13 protein-coding genes are annotated in these 21436 nt (G+C 40.8%); 11 read left to right on the top strand and 2 right to left on the bottom strand.

The annotated features are described in order from the left end of the window. The first annotated feature begins 42 nt into the window (after positions 1–42). The gene (locus CLV32_RS00850; RefSeq protein ID WP_166641851.1) at positions 43–1086 is read left to right on the top strand and encodes a sensor histidine kinase; all 1044 of its coding nucleotides are present in this window, start codon (positions 43–45) and stop codon (positions 1084–1086) included. Next, positions 1083–1796, top strand: coding sequence for a LytR/AlgR family response regulator transcription factor (locus tag CLV32_RS00845; RefSeq protein WP_133551443.1), 714 nt, complete (start codon positions 1083–1085; stop codon positions 1794–1796). Before CLV32_RS00850 ends, CLV32_RS00845 begins: the two co-directional genes overlap by 4 nt. A 43-nt stretch (positions 1797–1839) precedes the next feature. Here the strand turns inward: CLV32_RS00845 and CLV32_RS00840 are convergent, their stop codons facing one another. After that, positions 1840–3870, bottom strand: coding sequence for a M3 family metallopeptidase (locus CLV32_RS00840; RefSeq protein WP_208110931.1), 2031 nt, complete (start codon positions 3868–3870; stop codon positions 1840–1842). A gap of 244 nt (positions 3871–4114) precedes the next feature. Between CLV32_RS00840 and CLV32_RS00835 the strand changes: the two genes are divergently transcribed. After that, positions 4115–6871 (top strand): outer membrane beta-barrel protein, encoded by a 2757-nt coding sequence (locus CLV32_RS00835; RefSeq protein WP_166641850.1) that lies wholly within the window; start codon positions 4115–4117, stop codon positions 6869–6871. Here the strand turns inward: CLV32_RS00835 and CLV32_RS00830 are convergent. Next, the gene (locus CLV32_RS00830; protein ID WP_166641849.1) at positions 6854–7690 is read right to left on the bottom strand and encodes a glutaminyl-peptide cyclotransferase; all 837 of its coding nucleotides are present in this window, start codon (positions 7688–7690) and stop codon (positions 6854–6856) included. The two genes, CLV32_RS00835 and CLV32_RS00830, sit on opposite strands and share 18 nt — an antisense overlap. Positions 7691–7992: 302 nt before the next feature. On the opposite strand from CLV32_RS00830, the gene CLV32_RS00825 reads away from it, so the two are divergent. The 8 genes from CLV32_RS00825 (at position 7993) to CLV32_RS00790 (ending at position 21435) form a co-directional block, all read left to right on the top strand. Continuing rightward, positions 7993–9351, top strand: a complete 1359-nt coding sequence (locus CLV32_RS00825; RefSeq protein ID WP_133551438.1) for a sugar MFS transporter — start codon at positions 7993–7995, stop codon at positions 9349–9351. 226 nt (positions 9352–9577) lie between these two features. Next, a complete protein-coding gene (locus CLV32_RS00820) occupies positions 9578–12718 on the top strand; it encodes a SusC/RagA family TonB-linked outer membrane protein (protein WP_208110930.1) in 3141 nt (1046 codons plus the stop codon). Between the two features lie 18 nt (positions 12719–12736). Next, entirely contained in the window at positions 12737–14311 is a 1575-nt protein-coding gene (locus CLV32_RS00815) for a RagB/SusD family nutrient uptake outer membrane protein (protein ID WP_133551436.1), read from the top strand. Between the two features lie 54 nt (positions 14312–14365). Next, positions 14366–15052 carry a carbohydrate-binding family 9-like protein gene (locus CLV32_RS00810; protein ID WP_133551434.1) on the top strand — a complete coding sequence of 229 codons (687 nt, stop codon included), beginning with the start codon at positions 14366–14368 and terminating at the stop codon, positions 15050–15052. A gap of 29 nt (positions 15053–15081) precedes the next feature. Then, entirely contained in the window at positions 15082–16278 is a 1197-nt protein-coding gene (gene nagA, locus CLV32_RS00805) for an N-acetylglucosamine-6-phosphate deacetylase (RefSeq protein ID WP_133551432.1), read from the top strand. An 11-nt stretch (positions 16279–16289) separates the two neighbouring features. Then, complete coding sequence (locus CLV32_RS00800; protein ID WP_133551431.1) at positions 16290–17051, top strand: 6-phosphogluconolactonase; 762 nt, start codon at positions 16290–16292, stop codon at positions 17049–17051. A 31-nt stretch (positions 17052–17082) separates the two neighbouring features. Beyond that, on the top strand, positions 17083–19953 hold the full coding sequence (locus CLV32_RS00795; RefSeq protein WP_133551429.1) for a glycosyl hydrolase: 2871 nt from the start codon (positions 17083–17085) through the stop codon (positions 19951–19953). Between the two features lie 36 nt (positions 19954–19989). Beyond that, positions 19990–21435 carry a glycoside hydrolase family 28 protein gene (locus CLV32_RS00790; RefSeq protein WP_243732202.1) on the top strand — a complete coding sequence of 482 codons (1446 nt, stop codon included), beginning with the start codon at positions 19990–19992 and terminating at the stop codon, positions 21433–21435. The last annotated feature ends 1 nt before the right edge of the window (position 21436 follow it).

Genomic DNA, 21436 nt, shown 5'->3' with positions numbered 1-21436 from the left:
TGAAATGAAGAAGAAAATCAGTTGTTTTGAAGGATGATAAATTTGGCTACATTAACGTATAGACAAAAAGGAGCATGGATAGAGACTATTTATCTGTTAATACTATGTGTACTGGTGCCGTTGGCGATGGGAATTCAGATCTTCACACAGTTTAGTCACACCCTGAGTTATGTGCTGCTCAATATCATGCTTATCCCAGTTATCATGCTGTTTTATAAGTATTACCTTGAAAGGATCCTATTCCGTGAAAAATGGATTTTATCAGTTCTACTGTTGCCGGTTTACCTCTTTGTATTTGATGTTTGGGTTCGCATCACCTATTTTATTATGATCTGGCTACCATTTGTTCCGCAATCCTATAAGGTGAAACTGATGATGGGACATCCAGACGACTTTGGTTCTTCGATCCAAAATTTTGTCTATACCCTCATCATCCTGCTTTCGACACTTGTACTTGGTGCAGTCAAGAAGTTGATCCAGAAACATGATGAAGTCAGAGAATTACATTTCGAACAACTCAGGCTGCAGTTGGAAAATCTCAGGGCGCAGGTGCAGCCCCATTTCTTTTTCAATACACTGAACAATCTCTATAACCTAAGTCTTAAAAACTCTCCACTGGCCCCTGTGTTGATATCCAGATTATCAGCCATCATGCGATATGTGATTTACGAACAACAGGAAAAAGTACCACTTACCAAAGAAATTGAATTCATGGAGAATTATTTCGAACTGGAACGCATCAGGCACACGGGACAAAATCTAATCGATTTCAGTATACAGGGAGATCCTAGTAGTGTAGAGATTGAACCGTTATTGTTTCTGCCCATTATAGAAAATTGTTTTAAGCATGCGCTCCAGGAAGACTTGTTGGAACACCCGGTTAAAATTGTGCTGGTGGTAGATGATGATGAACTTACCTTTCAAACGAGTAATAGGTTATTTGAAAAATCTGAAAAGATAAGTCAGGGTGGGATAGGGCTCAATAATGTAAAGCGGAGACTCGAATTACTTTATGGTGCTAAGCAACAATTTGAGATCAGTACAGAGGCTGATCAGTACATAGCAACAATTAATATTCAACGATGAATCACTTGCACGCATTAATTATAGACGATGAGCCTATGGCCCGCGAGCTTATAGAGCGTCATTGCAAGGCAGCCGGAATCAGTGTCATCGGTAGTTGCAAAAACGCTGTAGAGGCATTTCAGATCCTACATGAACAGGAACCAGATGTGATGTTCCTTGATATCCAGATGCCGGGGATCACTGGACTAAATTTCCTGCGCTCCCTAAAAAAACCACCTAAAGTAATATTTACAACAGCCTATCAGGAGCATGCAGTGGATGCCTTTGAGCTGGAAGCGTTAGATTACCTAGTTAAACCAATTACTTATGAGCGGTTTTTAAAAGCTGTACAGCGTCTGGACGCTGCTACGTCAGCGCTGCAGAGCATACCCCAGGTTACCGATCCATTATTAACCTCTATCTTTTTGAAAGTTAACCGCAGACTTGTACAGGTAGAGCTTGCTGATATTCTTTTTTTTGAGAGCCTGGGTGATTATGTGAAGGTATTTACCACCACAGCAGTTTTAGTATGTTACAGTACTTTAAATAAACTGACCGCATTACTTCCCGAACAGCAGTTTCAGCGGGTGCATCGTTCATACCTCATCGCATTAAAACGGATTCATTTTATGGAAGGGAACTTTATAAAGATTGGAGATACAGATATTCCTATCGGTCAGACTTACAAAGAAGCTTTAAACAAAAGACTCAATCTGAAAACTGAAGATTAGCTGAATAAAAAAGGCAGTGTTCTGAAGCACTGCCTTTTTGCTATTATAGTAAACCCCGTTTCTTCAACATGGGGTTGATATCCGGTGCATGTCCCCTAAAATCAAGGAACATCTTGTTATAATCTTCAGTATTTCCTCTTGAAAGGATCATATCGCGAAAACGTTGTCCATTCTTTCTCGATAGACCACCATTTTCCTGGAACCAGGAGAATGCATCATTTTCAAGCATAGAAGTCCAGGTATAGGCATAATATCCTGCCGCATACCCATTGCTCCAGATATGCATAAAATAGCTCGAGCGGTAACGTGGCGGAACTTCTGATAAGTTCAGATGCGTTTTCTTTAAGGCTTCTATTTCAAATTTATCTACGTCCTGCAGTGGCGCCGTGGCAGGCAGAATGTGCCATTGCATATCCAGATCTGCCGCTGCCAACGCTTCAGTAAATGCATATCCCTGATTAAATGTAGCCGCCTTTTTTACTTTATCCAATAATTCCTGAGGCATTGGTTTTCCTGTCTGGTAGTGTAATGCGTAGTTATTGAATACCTTTGGATCGGACGCCCAGTGTTCGTTAAACTGAGAAGGAAACTCAACGTAGTCCCGAGCAACATTAGCTCCAGAAAGACTAGCATATTGTTGACTAGCAAAAAATCCATGCAAGGCATGCCCAAACTCATGGAACATTGTAGTTGCATCGTCAAAGCTGATTAATGCGGGCTGTCCTTTTACAGGTTTTTCAAAGTTGCAGATATTATAAATAACAGGTTGGGTCTTGAACAATTTTGATTGGTTTACGATATTAGACATCCATGCACCTCCGTCTTTATTGTCGCGCTTAAAATAATCACAATAGAATAACCCAATTTGTTTTCCGTCCTGATCCATCACATCAAAAACCCGTACATCTTCCTGCCATACCGGCAAGTCCTTACGTTCTTTAAATGTCAGGCCATACAATTGATTGGCAGCGAAAAACACACCTTTTTGTAATACCTTGTCAATTTCAAAATAAGGTTTGATCTCATTTTCATCAAGGTTGTATTTTGCTTTACGTACTTGCTCCGCATAATAGTTCCAATCCCAAGGTTCCAGCCTAAAGCCACCTTTCTGCTGATCTATCATAGCCTGTATATCTTTGGCTTCAGCTTTCGCCTTAGCCGTTGCCGCGGGAACCAGTTTGCTGAAGAATTCTGTCACAGCCTCAGGGCTCTTAGCCATTTGATCCTGGAGCTTCCAGGAAGCATAGTTTTTAAATCCTAAAAGATTAGCCTGGGTAGCCCTGATTTGAGCTATGCGTGCGATACCTTTACGGGTATCATTAGCATCATTTTTTTCCGCCCTGTTCCAGGATGCCTCAAAAAGTCTTTGGCGATCAGCGCGATTATCCATGCCCTGTAATTTCGGCTGCTGCGTCGTGTTTTGCAAATCTTTACCTGCTGCCTGTAGTTGCGTGGTAAACTTTGTACTTAACGTAGCTTCTTCTTTATTGAGTGCCTTCAGCTTTTCTTTATCTGAATCATTCAGTTTCGCACCAGCAAGTTCAAACTTCTGGAGGTAGTAATCGAGCAATCGCCTTGATTCAGCATCAAGTTTCGCTCCGGCAGGATCTGCATGTACGGTTTGGACACGTTGAAATAACTTGCTATTCAAATAAATTGCATCATTTGTTTCGGTCAGTTTTGGCGCTTCTTCTTCCTTTACTTTAAGCAGTTCGGGGGTTGAGTTGGCACCGGTAAGCAAATTGAATACGCCATTTACACGGTTCAGTAGTTTACCACTCTGCTCAATTGCGATGATGGTGTTCTCGAAGGTCGGTGCTGCCTTGTTTTCTACAATGGCATTGATTTCAGCCAATTGCTGCTTCATCCCAGCTTCTAACGCAGGCTTGTAGTCGCTATCCTTAATTTTATCGAAAGCTGGTGCCTGAAAAGGCAGACTGCTTTCTGAATAAAAAGGGTTTGAAACACTAAGTGTGTCTGTAGTCGAAGCACCAGTTGTGTTCGTGTTGTTGTTGCAGGAAACACCTGCTATGGTCAGTAAGGCCATCAACGGAATGTAGTTGATTTTTTTCACACGATAAATGTATAAATAATTGGGTAAATAAACTCGTGATTGAATTAGGGGAGAGTTTGTTGGTATTGAATATAGTTGTAAATGTAACATGTTAAATACATCACCTAAAAGTTTAGTTTATTAAAATAACTTGCATACATTCACAAACAATTATACCAAATTATCCTCAACCAACAAGCTTAAATCGCATATGTCTCAAACTTACTACTGTTCCAAACTCAAAAACATAGGGTGTCTTATCTGTTTGTTAACCTGCCTATCATTCGCAGCATTTGCACAAAAAACAGGGAGTGTTACAGGCATACTTGCAGACAGTGCCAACCATAAACACACGCTCACTTATGCAACGGTTTCGGTATATAAAGTAGGGGATACCGTTTTGCACGGTTATAAGTTATCAGACGAAAAAGGAAGTTTTAAGATTAGCAATCTGGAAATAGGCGTTAAATACCGGTTGGTTATCACAGCCTGGCAGTTTAAGGTTTTAAGACAAGAAATCATGCTCACACCAACATCGCCCACCGCCAACCTAGGAACGCTGTTTTTATCCGGTCGCGCCAACGACCTCGAGGAAGTAGTAGTCCGCTCCGAAAGGCCGCCAATCATTGTACGCAAGGACACTATAGAATTTAACGCAGAGAGTTTTAAAACTTTGCCAACAGCTGTAGTAGAAGATCTCTTAAAAAAATTGCCTGGTATAGTGATTGGCGAAAATGGGCAAATGGAATACAATGGTAAGCCTGTAAGTAAACTATTAGTAGATGGCAAAGAATTCTTTGGCGGTGATGCCCAGATCGCCTCAAAAAATTTACCTTCCAACATTGTGGATAAAGTACAGGTAATGGACGATGTAGAACTAAAACGTCAGAATCCCGACCTGATTGCAGCAAATATGCCCCAAGTTATTAACTTGAAGCTAAAAAAGGCAATTAAGCAGGGAGCCTTTGGCAAACTCTATGGTGGGAAGGGTGATAAAAAGTACTACGAAGGTGGTGCGATCCTGAATGTGTTCCGTGATACCACACAAGTTAGCCTCATCGGTTATAGCAACAACGTTAATAAGCCTGGTTTCAGTATCGGTGATGTTTCCCGGATTGGTGGATTTAGTCGCGCAGGCTTTAATTCCATCACCGTCTATAGCGGTAACAACGCATTTTTGTTAGATGGAATTTCTTTCGGTGCAACAGGTAGTGGCGTACACAGGTCCAGCGGTGGCGGAGCCAATTTCAATACCCTGATTAAGGGGGGTATAACAGTTAATGGTAAGTACTTTGTTGGACTTGATAACAATTTTGAAAAACAATTGGTGAATGACAACCAAACCCTGGGCGAAAACAGATTAATTACAAGCAGCAACACAAACAACAACAGTCGGAAGATCACCCACAACATAGGCGGTAAAATGGTCTGGAAGATAGATTCATTAACTACAGTAACTGTACAACCCAATGTTGTATTAAGTCCGAGCCGTTTTACTGGGCTGCAGAATAAGGCAAGTACTGATCATACCAATACGTTGCTGAATGAATCGATGGTTAGCAATAGCAAAAGCGGGGATGCGAATGAATATACGCTCAACGTGTACCTATTCAAAAATTTCAGAAAACGGGGCAGGGTACTGAACTTGAGTATGTATGAGACAAGAACAACCAATCTCGAAGATAATTTCAATTATTCAGTCAACATGTTCTATAACCCTGCTTCGGTAAATAGTATCGACCAGCTTAGAAACAATGCCATACGCAACAATGACTTGTTTGGCTCAGGAAACTACACAGAACCATTGAGTAAAAAACTAAACCTGACACTTACATTTAATTCTAATTTCATTAATAAAGAAAGTGCCCTTTCAACGTTTTTTAGAAATCCAGATGATTTGGAGTATGATATTGTGGTGCCCACGCTATCACAAACTGTAACCCAAAGTGGAACCAAAAGTAATGCGCGGGCACAACTACGTTGGGCACCGACAACAGACCTTAGCATACAGCCGGGAATATCATACGGAAATGTTAATTTCAAAAATTCATTTAGTTCTTATCCATCATTTAAACAAAGTTTCAATTTTGTGTATCCTGCTTTGACAATCCGGTATCATGCCCTGAACTTTTCTTATAGTGCAAATAAAACGGAAACAGATGTACAGTATATTCAGCCGGTAGCCAACAACACGGATCCATTATTTGTGCAAAATGGCAATATCTACCTACAACCAACCAGCACTCAATTTTATAATTTATCTGCTAATAAGTTCCTGGTTAAATCGGCTATCAATTACAACATCAACTTAAGTAGCAACATCAAGAACAATGCGGTAATCATGTCGAGGGTGATCAGCACTAATGGCGTACAAACTAATACACCTATTAACGTGGATGGCGTATGGGCAATCAACAGCTCCGGAACGCTGAGTAAAACGATCAAAGGTATGGGTAAGCAGTTCACTATTAATGGCGGTTATAATACAGGATATAATGATAATGTTCTGCAAGTAAATGGGTTGACAAGTCATTCTAAGACTTTTGGAATCGGTCCGCGTGTTGGTGTCAGGATTAACCTGAATGATAAGCTGGAGCTCAATCAAAACTATAACATGCAATTCTCGAATACCAGTTACGAAGATGATTACTTCGCCGATCGACGTTACACCACACAATTTAGCTCTTCGGAGATTGTGCTCAGATCAATTAAAAAGCTCGTTTTCGAAACTACCTACAACCTTAGCATGAACAGTCAGAAAATTGCCGGTTACAACAATTCTATAAAGATGTGGAATGCAGGTATTACTTATCTTTTTCTAAAGAATGACAGAGCCCAACTTAAATTCTCTGTCAATGATATTTTAAACAGTAACATCGCAAGATATGTATCTGTATCGGGTAACTCTATCAGAGATACGCAAAGCAATAATATCGGACGTTATGGCATGTTGACTATGACCTACAACATTCAGAATTTCGGCGGTAAAGTTGGTGGCAAAGAATCAATCTTTGGCTTTTAAGCCAGGGAAGTCTAATTCGTAGACTTTAGACCACATTTTGCCAGTAATATAAAATTTGTGCTTATCTGTATCAAAGGCAATCCCGTTAAGTTCCTGAGCATCGGGGTTGTCTTTCAATTGTTCCGCAACAACGCTGCTCAAATCCATTTTACCAAGTACCTGACCGTTTTTAGGATCAATTTGTACAATATAATTTGTCTGCCATACATTAGCGTAAATGAGATCATGAGCATATTCAAGTTCATTGATTTGGCTTAGCGCTACACCACGTTCTGTAACTTGTAAAGTCTTTAACGGTTTTAATGTGTTTGGGTCGATCCAGGTCAAATTTGCCGTGCCATCGCTCATAATCAAGGATTTTCCGTCGGTAGTCAGACCCCAACCTTCGGCGTTGGCATATTTAAAATCACGGAGCCTCTGATAACTCTTCGCATCATAGATAAAACCCTGCTGGTTCTTATAAGTGAGCTGATATAGCTTATTATTTAACATCGCGATGCCTTCACCAAAATATATTTTTCTGTCGATTTCGATTTTCGGACTAAACTTTCCAGTTTTTAGATCTATCAGGCCAATTTCGGATCTGGTGTCTGGAAATTCAACGGGAGCCCCTGTACTCTCATACATCAATCCGTCTTTAATGAATAAACCCTCTGTGAAAAGGGAAGAATCATGAGGAAAACTATTTTGAACAAAAAACGAGAGGATAGGAGTGTTGTTGGTTATAGAATCGTCAACCGCTATTGAACCATCAGGCTCCCTTTTTTGAGTACATCCTATATTTAATACTATAAATACAACGATCGCTATCTTTTTCATCTGTCCAAAATAGTTATTCATTAATCACCAATCAATCTAATAGTAAATTATTTACTGGCTGCCACATGGAACATTTCATCAAATTTTTAACTCAAATAAAACATAAAGAATACTTGTTTTAAATAAAAGTTTATATATTCGTGTACGTTAACGTTTTCGGCGTATCCAGTCAAAAAGAGAAAATAATAGGGGAGTAGTTGGAATTGGTGTAATTTAGGAAAAAATCAAGTTGATTTTTTTTGACTTATTTACGGGTACGTTAACGTTAATTTCAAAGCACTGTTTATAAATGATTTAATAAGATGTCGACTAAACAAGAAAACGTTCCCGCGGGATCAGTACAAGTAAACTCCCTTACATCAAGACAGACATTAATATCGATGTTTATCCTGGGTGGACTGTTTTTTGTGTTTGGCTTCATCACCTGGATAAATGCGATCCTGATCCCTTACTTTAAGATCGCTTGCGAGCTGAGTAATTTTCAGTCTTATCTGGTTGCTTTTGCTTTTTATATCTCTTATTTCGTGATGTCGTTACCTGCATCTTACTTCTTAAAATGGGTAGGGTTTAAAAAAGGGATCATGTACGGATTATGGGTGATGGCCTTAGGGGTTTTTATCTTTATTCCAGCCGCTTTAACCAGAACATATGAAATTTTTCTCTTGGGATTATTTACGATAGGATCCGGCCTGGCCATTCTTCAAACCGCAGCTAATCCTTATATCACGATTCTGGGGCCAAATGAAAAAGCAGCCAAGCGGATCAGTTTTATGGGGATCTGTAATAAAGCTGCAGGAATTTTGGCGCCGCTGATTTTTGCGTCAGTGATTTTTAAAGTTGCTGATAACGAAATGTTGAAGCAACTGCCTTTAATGGATGCTTTTCAAAGAAGCGAGGCCTTGGATGAATTAGTTAGACGCGTCATCCTTCCTTATGGAATTCTGGGTTGCGTACTTACGATCCTAGGTATATTAATTCGTTTTTCGCCACTGCCAGATATTAATACGGAGCAAGAGGATGAAACATTGTTATCGCTTAATGCAGATAAAAAGAATCTTTTTGATTTCCCACATTTGATTTTGGGTGTTGTAGCGATATTTTGTCATGTTGGTACTCAAGTACTTTCTATAGATACCATCATCGGCTACGCCAATTCGCTGGGTATGCCGATTATGGAAGCCAAGGTCTTTCCATCCTATACACTATTCGCTACTATTTTAGGGTATGGATCGGGAATTATACTAATTCCCAGATTTATTTCCCAGGTTAATGTGTTGCGAATCTGTACGTTAATGGGTGCAATCTTAACGCTTCTTATTATTTATACAAATGGTGTTTACACTATATTTGGTCACACTATACATATTTCTATCTGGTTTATTGTGATGCTGGGACTGGCCAATTCACTGGTTTGGGCCGGTATCTGGCCACTTGCACTTAAAAATCTCGGTCGTTTCACGAAAATCGGTTCATCAGTCCTCATAATGGCCCTTTGTGGAAGTGCTATTTTTCCGCTTATCTATGGGTATGTAGCAGATTTGTACTCTGTAAGAAGTGCCTACTGGATCCTGTTTCCGCTCTATCTCTACCTTGTGTTTTACGCATTTTACGGACATCTGATCAAATACTGGTGGTCCAGGGGAAAAACAACACAACACTAAGTTATTCAGTCAGTTGAGTAATATTCATTGAGTACTTCATATCTCGTTTCTAACTAACCAAAGCCCAAATAGTGTCTAAACCAAACCAAAGCATGACAAGAAATTCTACAAAAAATTAACTTTTTCGCAAAATAAAGCTAGCCCAGGGCTGAGCTTATTCTTCGCTAAATGTTCCATCGGGAAGAATTAGAATCCCGAAAATTATTTAAAAAATAACCGCTAAAGAATGAAAAAAAAACGATTACTCAACGATTCTTCTTTTCTTGATTTTTACAGGGTCTTTAGGTCAAAACAAACACTGCTATGTGCTTCTGTCTTGATGCTATCTGTAAACGCAAATGCAGCAACGCGCATTTTCAGTAAGAACATAGAAGTCAAAAACATTGAAATAAATTCAATTTCAAAAGGCGGTGCTGAAATGCCAGCTCAAGCTAAAGATATCCAAATTAAAGGAACGGTAAAGAACGATACCGGAGAACCTTTAATTGGCGCTACAGTTTCGGTAAAAGGAACTAACATCCGTACTTCAACCAATGCAGATGGCGAATTTCAAATTAGTACTCCGGAAGGAGCAACGCTGGTATTTACCTATATGGGATACCTTGCAAAAGAGCTCAATGTTGAAAACAGAAAAACGCTGACTGTTACCATGCTGGTAGATGCTGCCAAATACCAGATGAATGAAGTGGTCATTGTAGGTTATGGAACGCAAAAACGTTCTGATATTACAGGATCAGTGTCATCAGTACCTAAAGAACGTCTATCTTCCCTGCCTGTCACGAATGTTCTCCAGGCAATTGCGGGTACTACTGCCGGACTGAACATTTCACAAAGCTCTTCTGTTCCGGGAAGCTCACCATCAGTTTTAATCAGGGGTGTTAATTCGATTAATGCGGGTACATCGCCTTTATTGGTTATCGACGGTGTACCGTTCAGCAACCTTGGAGGTTCGTTAAATGATATTAACCCAAATGATATTGCTTCTATCGAAATCCTGAAGGACGCTTCGGCTGTCGCTATCTACGGTACGCGTGGATCCAGTGGAGTTATCCTGATTACTACAAAACGCGGTAAAACAGGCGAGCCTACAATCAGGTATAGCGCTTACGGCGGACCCGAGTTTCAGAATAAAAACTTGAACCCGCTGAGTGGCCCTGAATATGTTCAGAAGTATCTGGATTATTCCAAGCAAAGAGGGCAGGCAGCAAACAACCCGCCGGTACCAAATCAATATGAAATTCCCAATTATAATTCCGGCACCACAGTAGACTGGCTAAAAGAAATCTCTCAAACGGGATTTATTCAGGATCATAACCTAAGCATCTCTGGAGGTGCAGAAAAGATTAAATATTTTATTTCAGGTGCCTATCAAAAACAAAAGGGTGTACTCAAGGGATACCAGTACAACAGGGCTTCCCTACGTTCCAACCTGGATGCAACGGTGACCAAGTGGTTAACCGTCGGTACTTCATTGTTCTTTGCAAATAATAACCAGGACGGCGGTACAGTGAATTACAGTAGTGCCCTGCAGATGAGTCCCTATGGACGAATGCGTGAAGAAAATGGTGACTATACTATCTTTCCGATGTTTGGTGAAACTCTATTCAAAAACCCATTGCTGGGTTTAAATATGGATATTAATGATCGTAACAAAAACTTGAATGGTACAGCTTATGCAGAAATTAAACCGCTTTTTGTTAAGGGGCTTACTTATCGTGTAAATGCTAATTATACTTTCCTGCCTACGCGTTACGATTCATATGCTGGCGTAAATACGGGTAATACACTAGGTGGAACAGCTATCGTGAACAAAACAGAAACTGAGAGTTGGCTTGTTGAAAATATCCTGACTTACAACAAGGACTGGAAAGATCATCATATTGATCTAACAGCCTTATATAGTGCTCAGGAAAAGAAGTTTACATCGACCGGTATTAAAGGAAGTACGTTTGTAAACGACGATCTCTCATTCAATAACATCAGTGCTGCAGGTGTGGTGGAGGCAACTTCATTTTATAGTAGGGAGGCCCTGATTTCGCAGATGGGCCGCTTAAACTACGCTTATAAAAGTAAATATCTGATCACAGGTACAGTTAGGAGAGATGGTTATTCTGCTTTCGGGTCAGGAACAAGCAAATATGGTGTATTTCCTTCAGTTGCAATCGGATGGAATCTATCAAGCGAAGATTTCCTGAAAGACGTAAAACAGATTGATAATATTAAACTGAGAGCGTCTTATGGAACTTCTGGTAACCAGGCTGTTGGTGTCTACCAAACTCTAACAACACAAGGGGTAACGAAATATATCTATAGCGGGGTAACGGCGGTAGGCTTAGTATCCAGTTCGTTAAATGCTAATGGTGTATTGGGTAATATCAATCTCAATTGGGAGAGTACCACAGGTACCAATCTTGCTGTAGATTATGCTTTATTCAACAGCAGGATTACAGGTACCGTAGAGGTATATAAAACTAAAACGAGCGACGTTTTATTAAGACGTAAGTTGCCTGCTTTAACAGGTTATTCAAGTGTGTTCGATAACCTGGGAAGCGTTTCTAACAAGGGTATTGAGGTTACTTTAAATACCGTTAACATCAAGAAAGCCGATTTTACTTGGTCTACAAACTTCAACTTTGCCGCCAGTAGAAACAAGATCGTTTCGTTATATGGTGATAACCTGGATGATATAGGTAATAAGTGGTTCATTGGGAAATCATTGTATGCCGTATTCGACTATAAGCTGGAAGGTATCTGGCAAACGGGAGAAGATCCTTCGTTAGTAGATCCGGGTGCTAAGCCGGGCGATCTGAAGTTTGCGGATATCAACGGTGATAAAAAGATTACTGAAGCAGATAAAGTTTATCTGGGAAGTAGTTTGCCAAAATGGACTGGTGGTATGATCAATAATTTCAGGTACAAAAATTTCGGCCTTAGTGTATTTGTGCAAACTGCTCAGGGATCTTTGATCAACAATCCGTTATTAAATCTGCAGAATTATGGTGGCCGTGTAAATACCCCTAAAGAGGTAGGTTATTGGACAGAAGAAAATAAAAGCAATACACAACCTTCACTGGCCTTCACAAATCCACGATTGTACGCTTATCCAACAAAACAAAGCTATTTAAGATTAAAGGATGTTACTTTCAGTTATAACCTGTCTTCTAAAAATGCAGAGAAATTGAAGATCGGGAGCTTAACAGCGTTTATCAGTGCACGTAACCTATTCACCGTTACCGATTGGATTGGAACTGATCCTGAATTGAGCGTAAATGGTACCCAATCGGGAGCCGCCAATGCCAACTTAAGTTACGGTATCTATCCTTTAGTTTCCACTGTTGTAGCAGGCTTAAATATCACATTACGTTAATTCTTAAAATTTAAAATTATGAAAAAGCTCATTTTTCTATCATTCATAGCAGTTACAGCCCTCAGTCTGTACTCTTGTAAAAAGAGTTTTCTAGACGAGAAATCTGACTCCAATTATTCGCCAGCCAGCACATTCAAAAATGTTGCTGGTCTGGAAGCTGGAATTGCAGGTCTTCAGGCTTCTGTCAGAGAACAATATACTATGCAGGTGACGCAATCCTTGCTTTGCATATTTCAAGTAGGAACCGATGTCGCTATTGGCGGTCAGGAGAACGGCGAATCCATTCCTTACCACAACTATTCGATTCTCGGTTCACAGGACGCTGCAGCGGTATCTTATTGGACCTGGGCATACAAAGTAATCACAAACTCAAACGAAATCCTGAGGGGATCATCAGACCCTACAGCGGTACTTACTGAAGCACAACGCAAGCTTTACACTGCCGAGGCTAGATTTTACAGGGCTTATGCTTATAATTTCCTCGTTACGCTTTGGGGAGAGGTTCCGTTAATCGATAAACCTTTGGATGCACCTAAAACGGATTTTACCCGCACACCTTTAGCAGACCTGAATAAGTTTATCAACGACGACCTTATTTATGCCACCGCAAATCTGCCTGCTATAGATGCAGTATCTAAACCAGGTCGTATCAGTAAAGAAGCTGCCCAACAGCTGTTTTCGGAGGTTTACTTACGCCAAGGTAAAAATGACCTAGCAGAACAACAAAGTCAGGCTATTATCTCTAGCAATAAGTTTTCATTGGTTGAGGCGCGGTATGGTGTTAAAAAAGCTGAAGCCGGGGATGCCTTTGCGGACATGTTCATCTATGGTAATCAACGTCGCCGTCAGGGTAATACCGAAGCTATCTGGGTACAGGAACTGGAATACAACATCGCCGGCGGTGCGTCTAGTCTTGATCAGCACCGCAGGGTATGGGTACCTTTTTATTCTAATGTGGCAGGTATGGTTATTTGTGACTCCCTTGGAGGACGCGGGATCGGCCGTTTACGCCTGAGCCCGTGGGTAATCAAAAACCTGTACAAAACAGCCGATATGCGCAACTCCAAATATAACCTGCACAGGGAATTCTATTACAATGATCCTAAATCAGCAAACTTTGGTAAAAAAGTAGTGCCAGCAGCAGCAGATACATTATATAAAATTGTCCCTTTTACAACAAAATGGAACCATTTTATTGACACTGATGTAACTGGAAACGGATCTTTCAAAGACTTGATCATGATGCGGCTTGGCGAAACTTATCTACTGCTCGCTGAAGCCCAATTTAAGCAAGGTAACCTCAACGGTGCTGCTGCCAGCATTAATAAGTTGAGAACCAGGGCAAATGCAGCACAGGTTACAGCTGCCGATATTACCCTGGACTTTATCCTTGATGAACGGGTACGGGAATTGATTGGTGAGGAAAACAGAAGGATGACCTTAGTACGGACAGGTACGCTGTTGAGCAGGGTTCAGAAATTGAACTTCCTGGAAAACTCAACAATAAAGCCATTCAATATGCTACTGCCAATTCCACAAACTGAGATCAACTTGAATAAGGATGCTGTGTTGACGCAAAATCCTGGTTATTAATAAACGAAACCCTGAGGCTTGCAACTGCTGTTTCAGGGTTTCCTATTATCCCTAATGAAAAAATTATTAGTACCATACCTAGACATCAGAAAGGCGGCTGGCGACATTGAACAAGTCTCCATACTGCTGGATAAGTTGCCGGAAAATACCATAGACAATCAGCCCTGGCCGGAATTTACCAATAAGCTCCAGGCAAGTTTTAGTATTGCTCACACTGGTGAGGCCATATTGCTGAAATATAATGTTACTGAAGAAGCACTCAAAGTCGCAACTTTCGAAACAAACGGAGCTGTGCACAAAGACAATTGTGTGGAGTTTTTTGTGTCTTTTGGTAATGAAGAAAGCTATTATAATATTGAAATGAATTGTATTGGTGTTGGTTTGATCGCCTACGGATCAGCAAGACTCAACAGGACTTTCATCCCGAAAAAACTTGTGGAAAAAATTCAAACCTATATCAAAATTAAGACTGTGCCGGACAAGAACGAGACTCCTTATACCTGGGAAATTACATTGATTATTCCGATCGCCGTGTTTTTGCACAGTGATTTAAAGACGTTTAGCAATCAGACAGCTCAGGGAAATTTTTTTAAATGTGGGGACGATTTGCCCCAACCGCACTTTTACAGCTGGAATATGATCCATGCTGCAACACCAGATTTTCACCTGCCTAAGTTTTTTGGAGCCCTGACATTTGAACGAATTTTTAAATCAGATAAATTAGAACAAGCTAAGTGCTAAACTTAATTGGAGATTGCAAAAAGATACCTATGAGAAAAATTAAAATTATTAATGGGAATATTATAACCCCTTATCGGATCATTACAAATGGTACGGTATTGATCAGCGGAGATCATATAGAACTAATTAGCGAGAAAGATATCGCAGCCCCTGGATATGAGGTGATAGACGCCAAAGGCTATTACGTTTCGCCAGGATTTATAGATATCCATATCCATGGCGGAGGTGGCCACGACTTCATGGATGGAACGGAAGAAGCCTATTTGAAAATTGCTGAGGTTCATGCCATGTATGGAACAACTGCTATGGCGCCAACAACTTTAACGTGTGCCCGCGAGGATTTGCTCAAGGCAGTAGACCTCTATAGAAGTGCAAATAGTAAAAATATCAAGGGCGCCCAATTTATAGGGATGCACTTGGAGGGACCATATTTCGCACTGAGCCAGAGTGGCGCCCAGGACCCCAGGTATATCAGAAATCCGGATGTAGAAGAATATCGGGAGATTATAGCGTATGGAGCCGATGTAATTAAACGTTGGAGTGTTGCACCAGAGCTGCCTGGCGCTATAGAAATGGGGAAATACCTCAGGGCAAATGGAATTATTGCTGCTATCGCACACACCGATGCCATCTATGAAGAAGTATTGGAAGCTGTGGAAAATGGGTACAGCCTTGCCACACATCTCTATTCAGCAATGTCGGGAGTAACCCGCCGAAATACCTATCGCTATGCTGGTGTGATAGAAAGTGCTTTTCTCATTGACGCAATGGATGTTGAGATCATTGCCGATGGAATTCACTTGCCGCCACCTTTGTTGAAGCTAGTTTACAAAATCAAAGGGCCAGACCGTATTGCACTCATTACGGATGCTATGCGTGGCGCCGGAATGCCCGAAGGGGAAAGCGTATTAGGAAATAAAGACACTGGTCTTAAGGTGATTATAGAAAATGGCGTAGCAATTATGGCTGATAGGTCTTCCTTTGCGGGAAGCGTAGCCACTGCCGACCGCCTGATACGTACCATGGTGCGGATGGCTGATATCCCCTTAGTGGAAGCGGTCAGGATGTTAAGCAAATCCCCCGCAACTATGATGGGTGTAGAATCCGAAAAGGGATCCCTTGCTGCCGGAAAAGATGCAGATATATTGATTTTCGACGATAACATTAACATTAAAATCACCATGATCAAAGGAACTGTAGTTTATACGTCCACTGATTTTGCCTAATTAAAATAAAGATGAAGACATTTATAAAAGACAAATTAACAGTAAAGATTTTTGAAACCAGAAAGCTGATGGGAGATGCAGTAGCTACTGCAGTAAGCAATTGTATCAATGATCTGCTAGCCAAGCAGCCATTTGTTAATATTATATTTGGCGCCGCACCATCCCAGAATGAATTTTTTGAGTCTCTTTTACAAAAAGAAGTAGATTGGACCAAAGTTAATGCTTTCCACATGGACGAGTATTTAGGTTTGCCTGCTGATGCCCCACAAGGCTTCGGTAATTTTATTAAAACACGCTTGTTCGATCTGGCCCCTTTCAATTCTATAAATTACATCAATGGAGAAGGAGTGGACTATATCGCAGAATGTGAAAGGTATTCTGTGCTCTTGCGCCAGTTTCCAACAGATATCGTATGTCTTGGTATTGGCGAAAATACACATCTTGCATTTAACGATCCTCATGTTGCCGATGCAAATGATCCGTATCTCGTTAAACGGGTGGACCTGGACCAGGCATGCCGCATACAACAAATTAACGATGGCTGCTTTGCCAAGATTGATGAAGTACCCACATATGCACTTACTTTAACGCTCCCGGCCTTGTTGAAAGCGCCGTATGCTTTTTGTACCGTTCCCTCGGAGAAAAAGGCCGATGCCATATTCCATACCCTGAATGAAGAAATTAGTGATAATTTTCCATCCACTTTATTGAGGGCTCATGATCGCGCAGTACTTTTTCTGGACGAGCAGAGTAGTGCTAAAATTAATATCTAGGTTTTGGGTAAAGCTATAGCTGATTAATAATATGAAAAGGAAAACATTTTTACGACAGAGCGCCATTTTTTCTGCTGCCAGTTTTTTTACGTTCAGCAGCAATGCATTTACCAAATCTGTAGCGAATACCCTGATCGAGATTTCTGAAGACGATCTGTACAAACTGTTTAAAGATCCGGCAATGGGCTACCGTCCCTTTGTACGTTGGTGGTGGAATGGTAATAAAATAGAAAAAACTGAATTGCTCAGGGAGCTGAAACTGCTGAAGGCCGCGGGAATAGGTGGGGTAGAAATTAATCCCATTTCTTTTCCATCGGATACCGATGATATGGATATCCCGGCGGTAGAATGGCTGACTGACGAATGGGTAGACCTGTTAAAGTTTACGCTTGTAGAAGCCAAAAAGTTGGGTATGACCTGTGATTTACTTGCTGGTACTGGATTCCCATTTGGGGCGCCCTTTTTGACTGGCGATGAACGTGCACAAGTTGTAGTTGTAGGAGTTAAAAAACTACAAGGGCCAATGACGACCGAAATCTCCCTCTTCGACCTGTTTAAAGAAGCAGATCCTGCAACACTAAGTCCGTATACCGGTCGTAAAATGGAGTTACTCGAACTCAAAATCGTTCCCGATTCCTTAGTAAATATGAATCAGGTGAATACAATCACACAAGAGGTGTCGGAAGGAACAGCAAAAATTACTTTACCTAAAGGGAAGTTTGCCATATATGCGCTTGTGAAAATAGATGGCTTTATGCGTGTCATACAGGGGGCACCAGGTGGTATAGGCCCGGTGCTTAACCACTATAACGAAAATGCAGTTAAGAAATATCTAAATACAATTACCGATACCATACAGAAAAGAATAGGGCCGCTATCGCCAGATATCCGCTCGTTTTTTGTCGACAGTCTCGAAATGGAAGGTGCAAACTGGACTGTCGACATGATGACAGAGTTTCAAAAACGCAGAGGCTATGATATTTATCCTTATCTCCCTTTCATCCTGTTTAAGACCGGCAGGATGGGAAATACGACCGACTTGAACTACGGTGTTAAAGTAAGTCCTGATATCGAGCAGATGCTTAACCGCATGCGGTACGACTTTGAATATACAAAGGCAGAGCTGTTTAGGGAACGTTTTTCGAACACCTTTATCAAATGGTGTACAGATAATAAGATTAAATCCAGGGCTCAGGCCTATGGAAGAGGGCATTTTCCGCTTGAAGGGACTTTTGGTATGGATATTCCAGAGGGTGAAACCTGGATGAAATATGGCATAGGAGAGGAGATCCCAGAATCCGAATTTATGAAATATCCGTGGCACCTTGGTCGAGGTAACACCATGATTAACAAGTATGTTTCCTCCGCTGCCCACTTAAAAGGTAAAAAACTTATCAGCTCTGAGGAGCTTACCAATACCGATATGGTATTTAATGAATCGCTGGAGCTCTTTAAAATTGCCGGTGATCAGAGTACGATATCGGGTGTTACACATCCTATTTTTCATGGATTTAATTACTCCCCAAAAGCAGCGGCTTTTCCTGGATGGATTACCTATGGTGGGTATTTTAATGAACAGAATACCGTCTGGCCTTATTTTAAACACTATACAGATTATCGGGCCAGGCAATCAGCCTTATTGCAGCAGGCAACTTTCTTTGCAGATATTGCAATCATGGCGCCTACTGGTGATATGTGGGCTGAATATGGTGCACAGATGGAGCCTTTTCCTTCGCGTGTTACACCTGCTTACCAGGCACTGGTATGGGAATCAATCCATCAGAATGGAAATGCCTGCGATTATGTGTCAGAGCAGGTTATCGCTGATGCTACCTTTAAAGAAGGCTGGATGAGCTATGGATCCAGAAAATATCATACATTGTTCTTAATTGAAGTGAAAAGCGTGTTGCCACAAACGGCAAAAAAACTATATGATTTTGTTAAGGCTGGCGGCCGTATTTTCTGCATAGAAAAGTATCCTACGCATTCATTAGGCTGGTTTAACCACGAGAAAAAAGACGCTGAAGTACAAGATTGGTTAAATAAACTCAAGCAGTATCCAAAACAGTTTGTACTCTTGCCAAAACCTACCTCGGATTTTAAAGGCTGGTACCAAAGTATCCAGGAAAAATATGGGATCACACCTTATGTTAAGATTGCGCAACCAAATACTTTTGTAACACAGATCAGATATCAGAAACCCGATGCGGAAATATTTTTGTTTAACAACGCAAGTGCACATCTTAGCATTGATTTAGATGCCACATTCCTGGCTGCCGTAACAGCAAAAAAACAAGCCTGGATTTGGGATGCAGCAAGCGGAGACCGGTTTAAACTCAACCTCAAAGACGGGGTTTTAAAGCTGAAACTATCTCCCGCTGATTCACGCATTATTGTGTTTGACCAGGAGCGCAAAGGTGAAACGTGGAAGCCTGTGCCTGAAGTTGCAGCCGATTCAAATCCACTCAAAACAAATTGGAAGCTTGCTTTCAACCACATGAATGGATCGGTCAAAACTGCCGAAATTTCCACGTTGAGCGATGTAAAGGATATGCCCGGATTTGCCAGCTTCTCAGGCACTGTTTCTTACAAATCAACTATTCAAATAACAGACCCATCGATAATCAATTATATCGATTTAGGAAAGGTCTTTGGTATTGCAGAAGTTATTATTAATGGCCAAAACCTGGGAACAAGATGGTATGGACGGTCCGCATTCTCCTTGGGAAATGTGCTTAGGAAAGGCCCAAATATGCTGGAAGTTAAAGTGACCAGCGTTATGCTGAACTACATGAAATCCCTGACAAAAAATACAACTGCGCAATACTGGGCAAATAATAGTAAGAGAAAAGAACAACCACTCCAATCGATCGGGCTAATTGGTCCGGTTAATTTATTTTAATTAATATAAACGAGCATGAAATTTAAAAAAAGTATAATGATACTATCGTTGATCCTGCTGCAATGTGCGGTAGTTTCGGCAAAAGACTACAAAGCCTCTTTTTTTCACATCAAGTCGGACGGCACAACATTAAATACCCGTTCTATTCAATTTGCCATTGACTACATCAGTAAAAATGGGGGCGGGCGACTGGTTTTCTATGTAGGCAGATATCTAACCGGATCTATTCACCTCAAGTCTAATGTTACCCTGCAGCTGGAAGAAGGGGCTGTATTATTAGGTTCTACCAACCCATTCGATTATGACAGAATTGGAAATACTGCTTTAATACACGCACGTGATCTGGAAAATGTGGGAATCACTGGGAAGGGAATGATTGATGGGCAGGGCAGAGCCTTGGCAAACAACTCTATCGCTTATGCTAACGACGGACTGATTGAAGATATACTGAAATATGACCGCACCCGGGAGTCTATCCGGCCCATGGTGATCTACTTTTATAACTGCGTTAATGTCAACATTAAAGAAGTCATCTTACAGAATTCTGCCTGCTGGTTACAGACCTATGAACGGTGTAAAAACCTGGTTGTAGACCATATCACCGTAAATAATGTTGCCTTTTGGAATAGTGATGGTGTTGATGTGGTAGATTGTGACAATGTGACGATCACAAACAACAATATCGATGCAGCAGATGATGGGATCTGTCTTAAGTCCCATAACGAGAAATTTTATTGCAATAACATCCTGATCGAAAACAATACGGTGCGTACCAGTGCAAATGGAATTAAACTCGGTACAGCAGGTAAAGGTGGTTTTAGAAACATTAAAATCTTGAATAATACCGTTTACAACACCTATCGCTCAGCAATCGCGCTTCAAAGTGTAGATGGTGGTTTTCTGGAAGACGTACTGGTAGATGGTCTTAAGAGCGCCAATACCGGTAACGTTATTTTCTTAAGACTTGGAGAACGTGTTGTTGGAAAAAAATCTACCATGAACCGTATCTCCATAAAAAATGTTGTAGCGGATGTTCCATTAGGAAAGGCAGATGCAGGATATGATTACGAAGGTCCCATTGAAGATATGCCAAGAAATATCTCTCCAATTATTATCGCAGGTTTGCCAGGTCAATACATTAATGATGTTACCTTCAGTAACTTCCAAATCTCCTATCCTGGAGCAGGTAGTAAATTTATGGCTTATATAGCATTGGATAAACTTGACAGTATTCCCGAAGTTCCTGCGGGATATCCGGAATTTTCTATGTTTAAGGAAGTACCGGCATGGGGTATCTATGTCAGACATGCGAAGAATATTAATTTCTCAAACATCAAAATGACAGCAGAGAAAAAAGACTATCGCTTGCCTATTGTTATGGATGATGTGCACGATGCACAATTGAAAAAAATCACATTTGAGCAGATCAATCAGAAAAAATTGTTGTATGCTTATAAATCGACAAATGTAACTGTTAACTAAT

This window comes from Pedobacter duraquae (genome assembly GCF_004362245.1).
In the GTDB taxonomy this organism is placed as follows: Bacteria; Bacteroidota; Bacteroidia; order Sphingobacteriales; family Sphingobacteriaceae; genus Pedobacter; species Pedobacter duraquae.
This window is presented reverse-complemented; position numbering and strand designations above follow the sequence as displayed.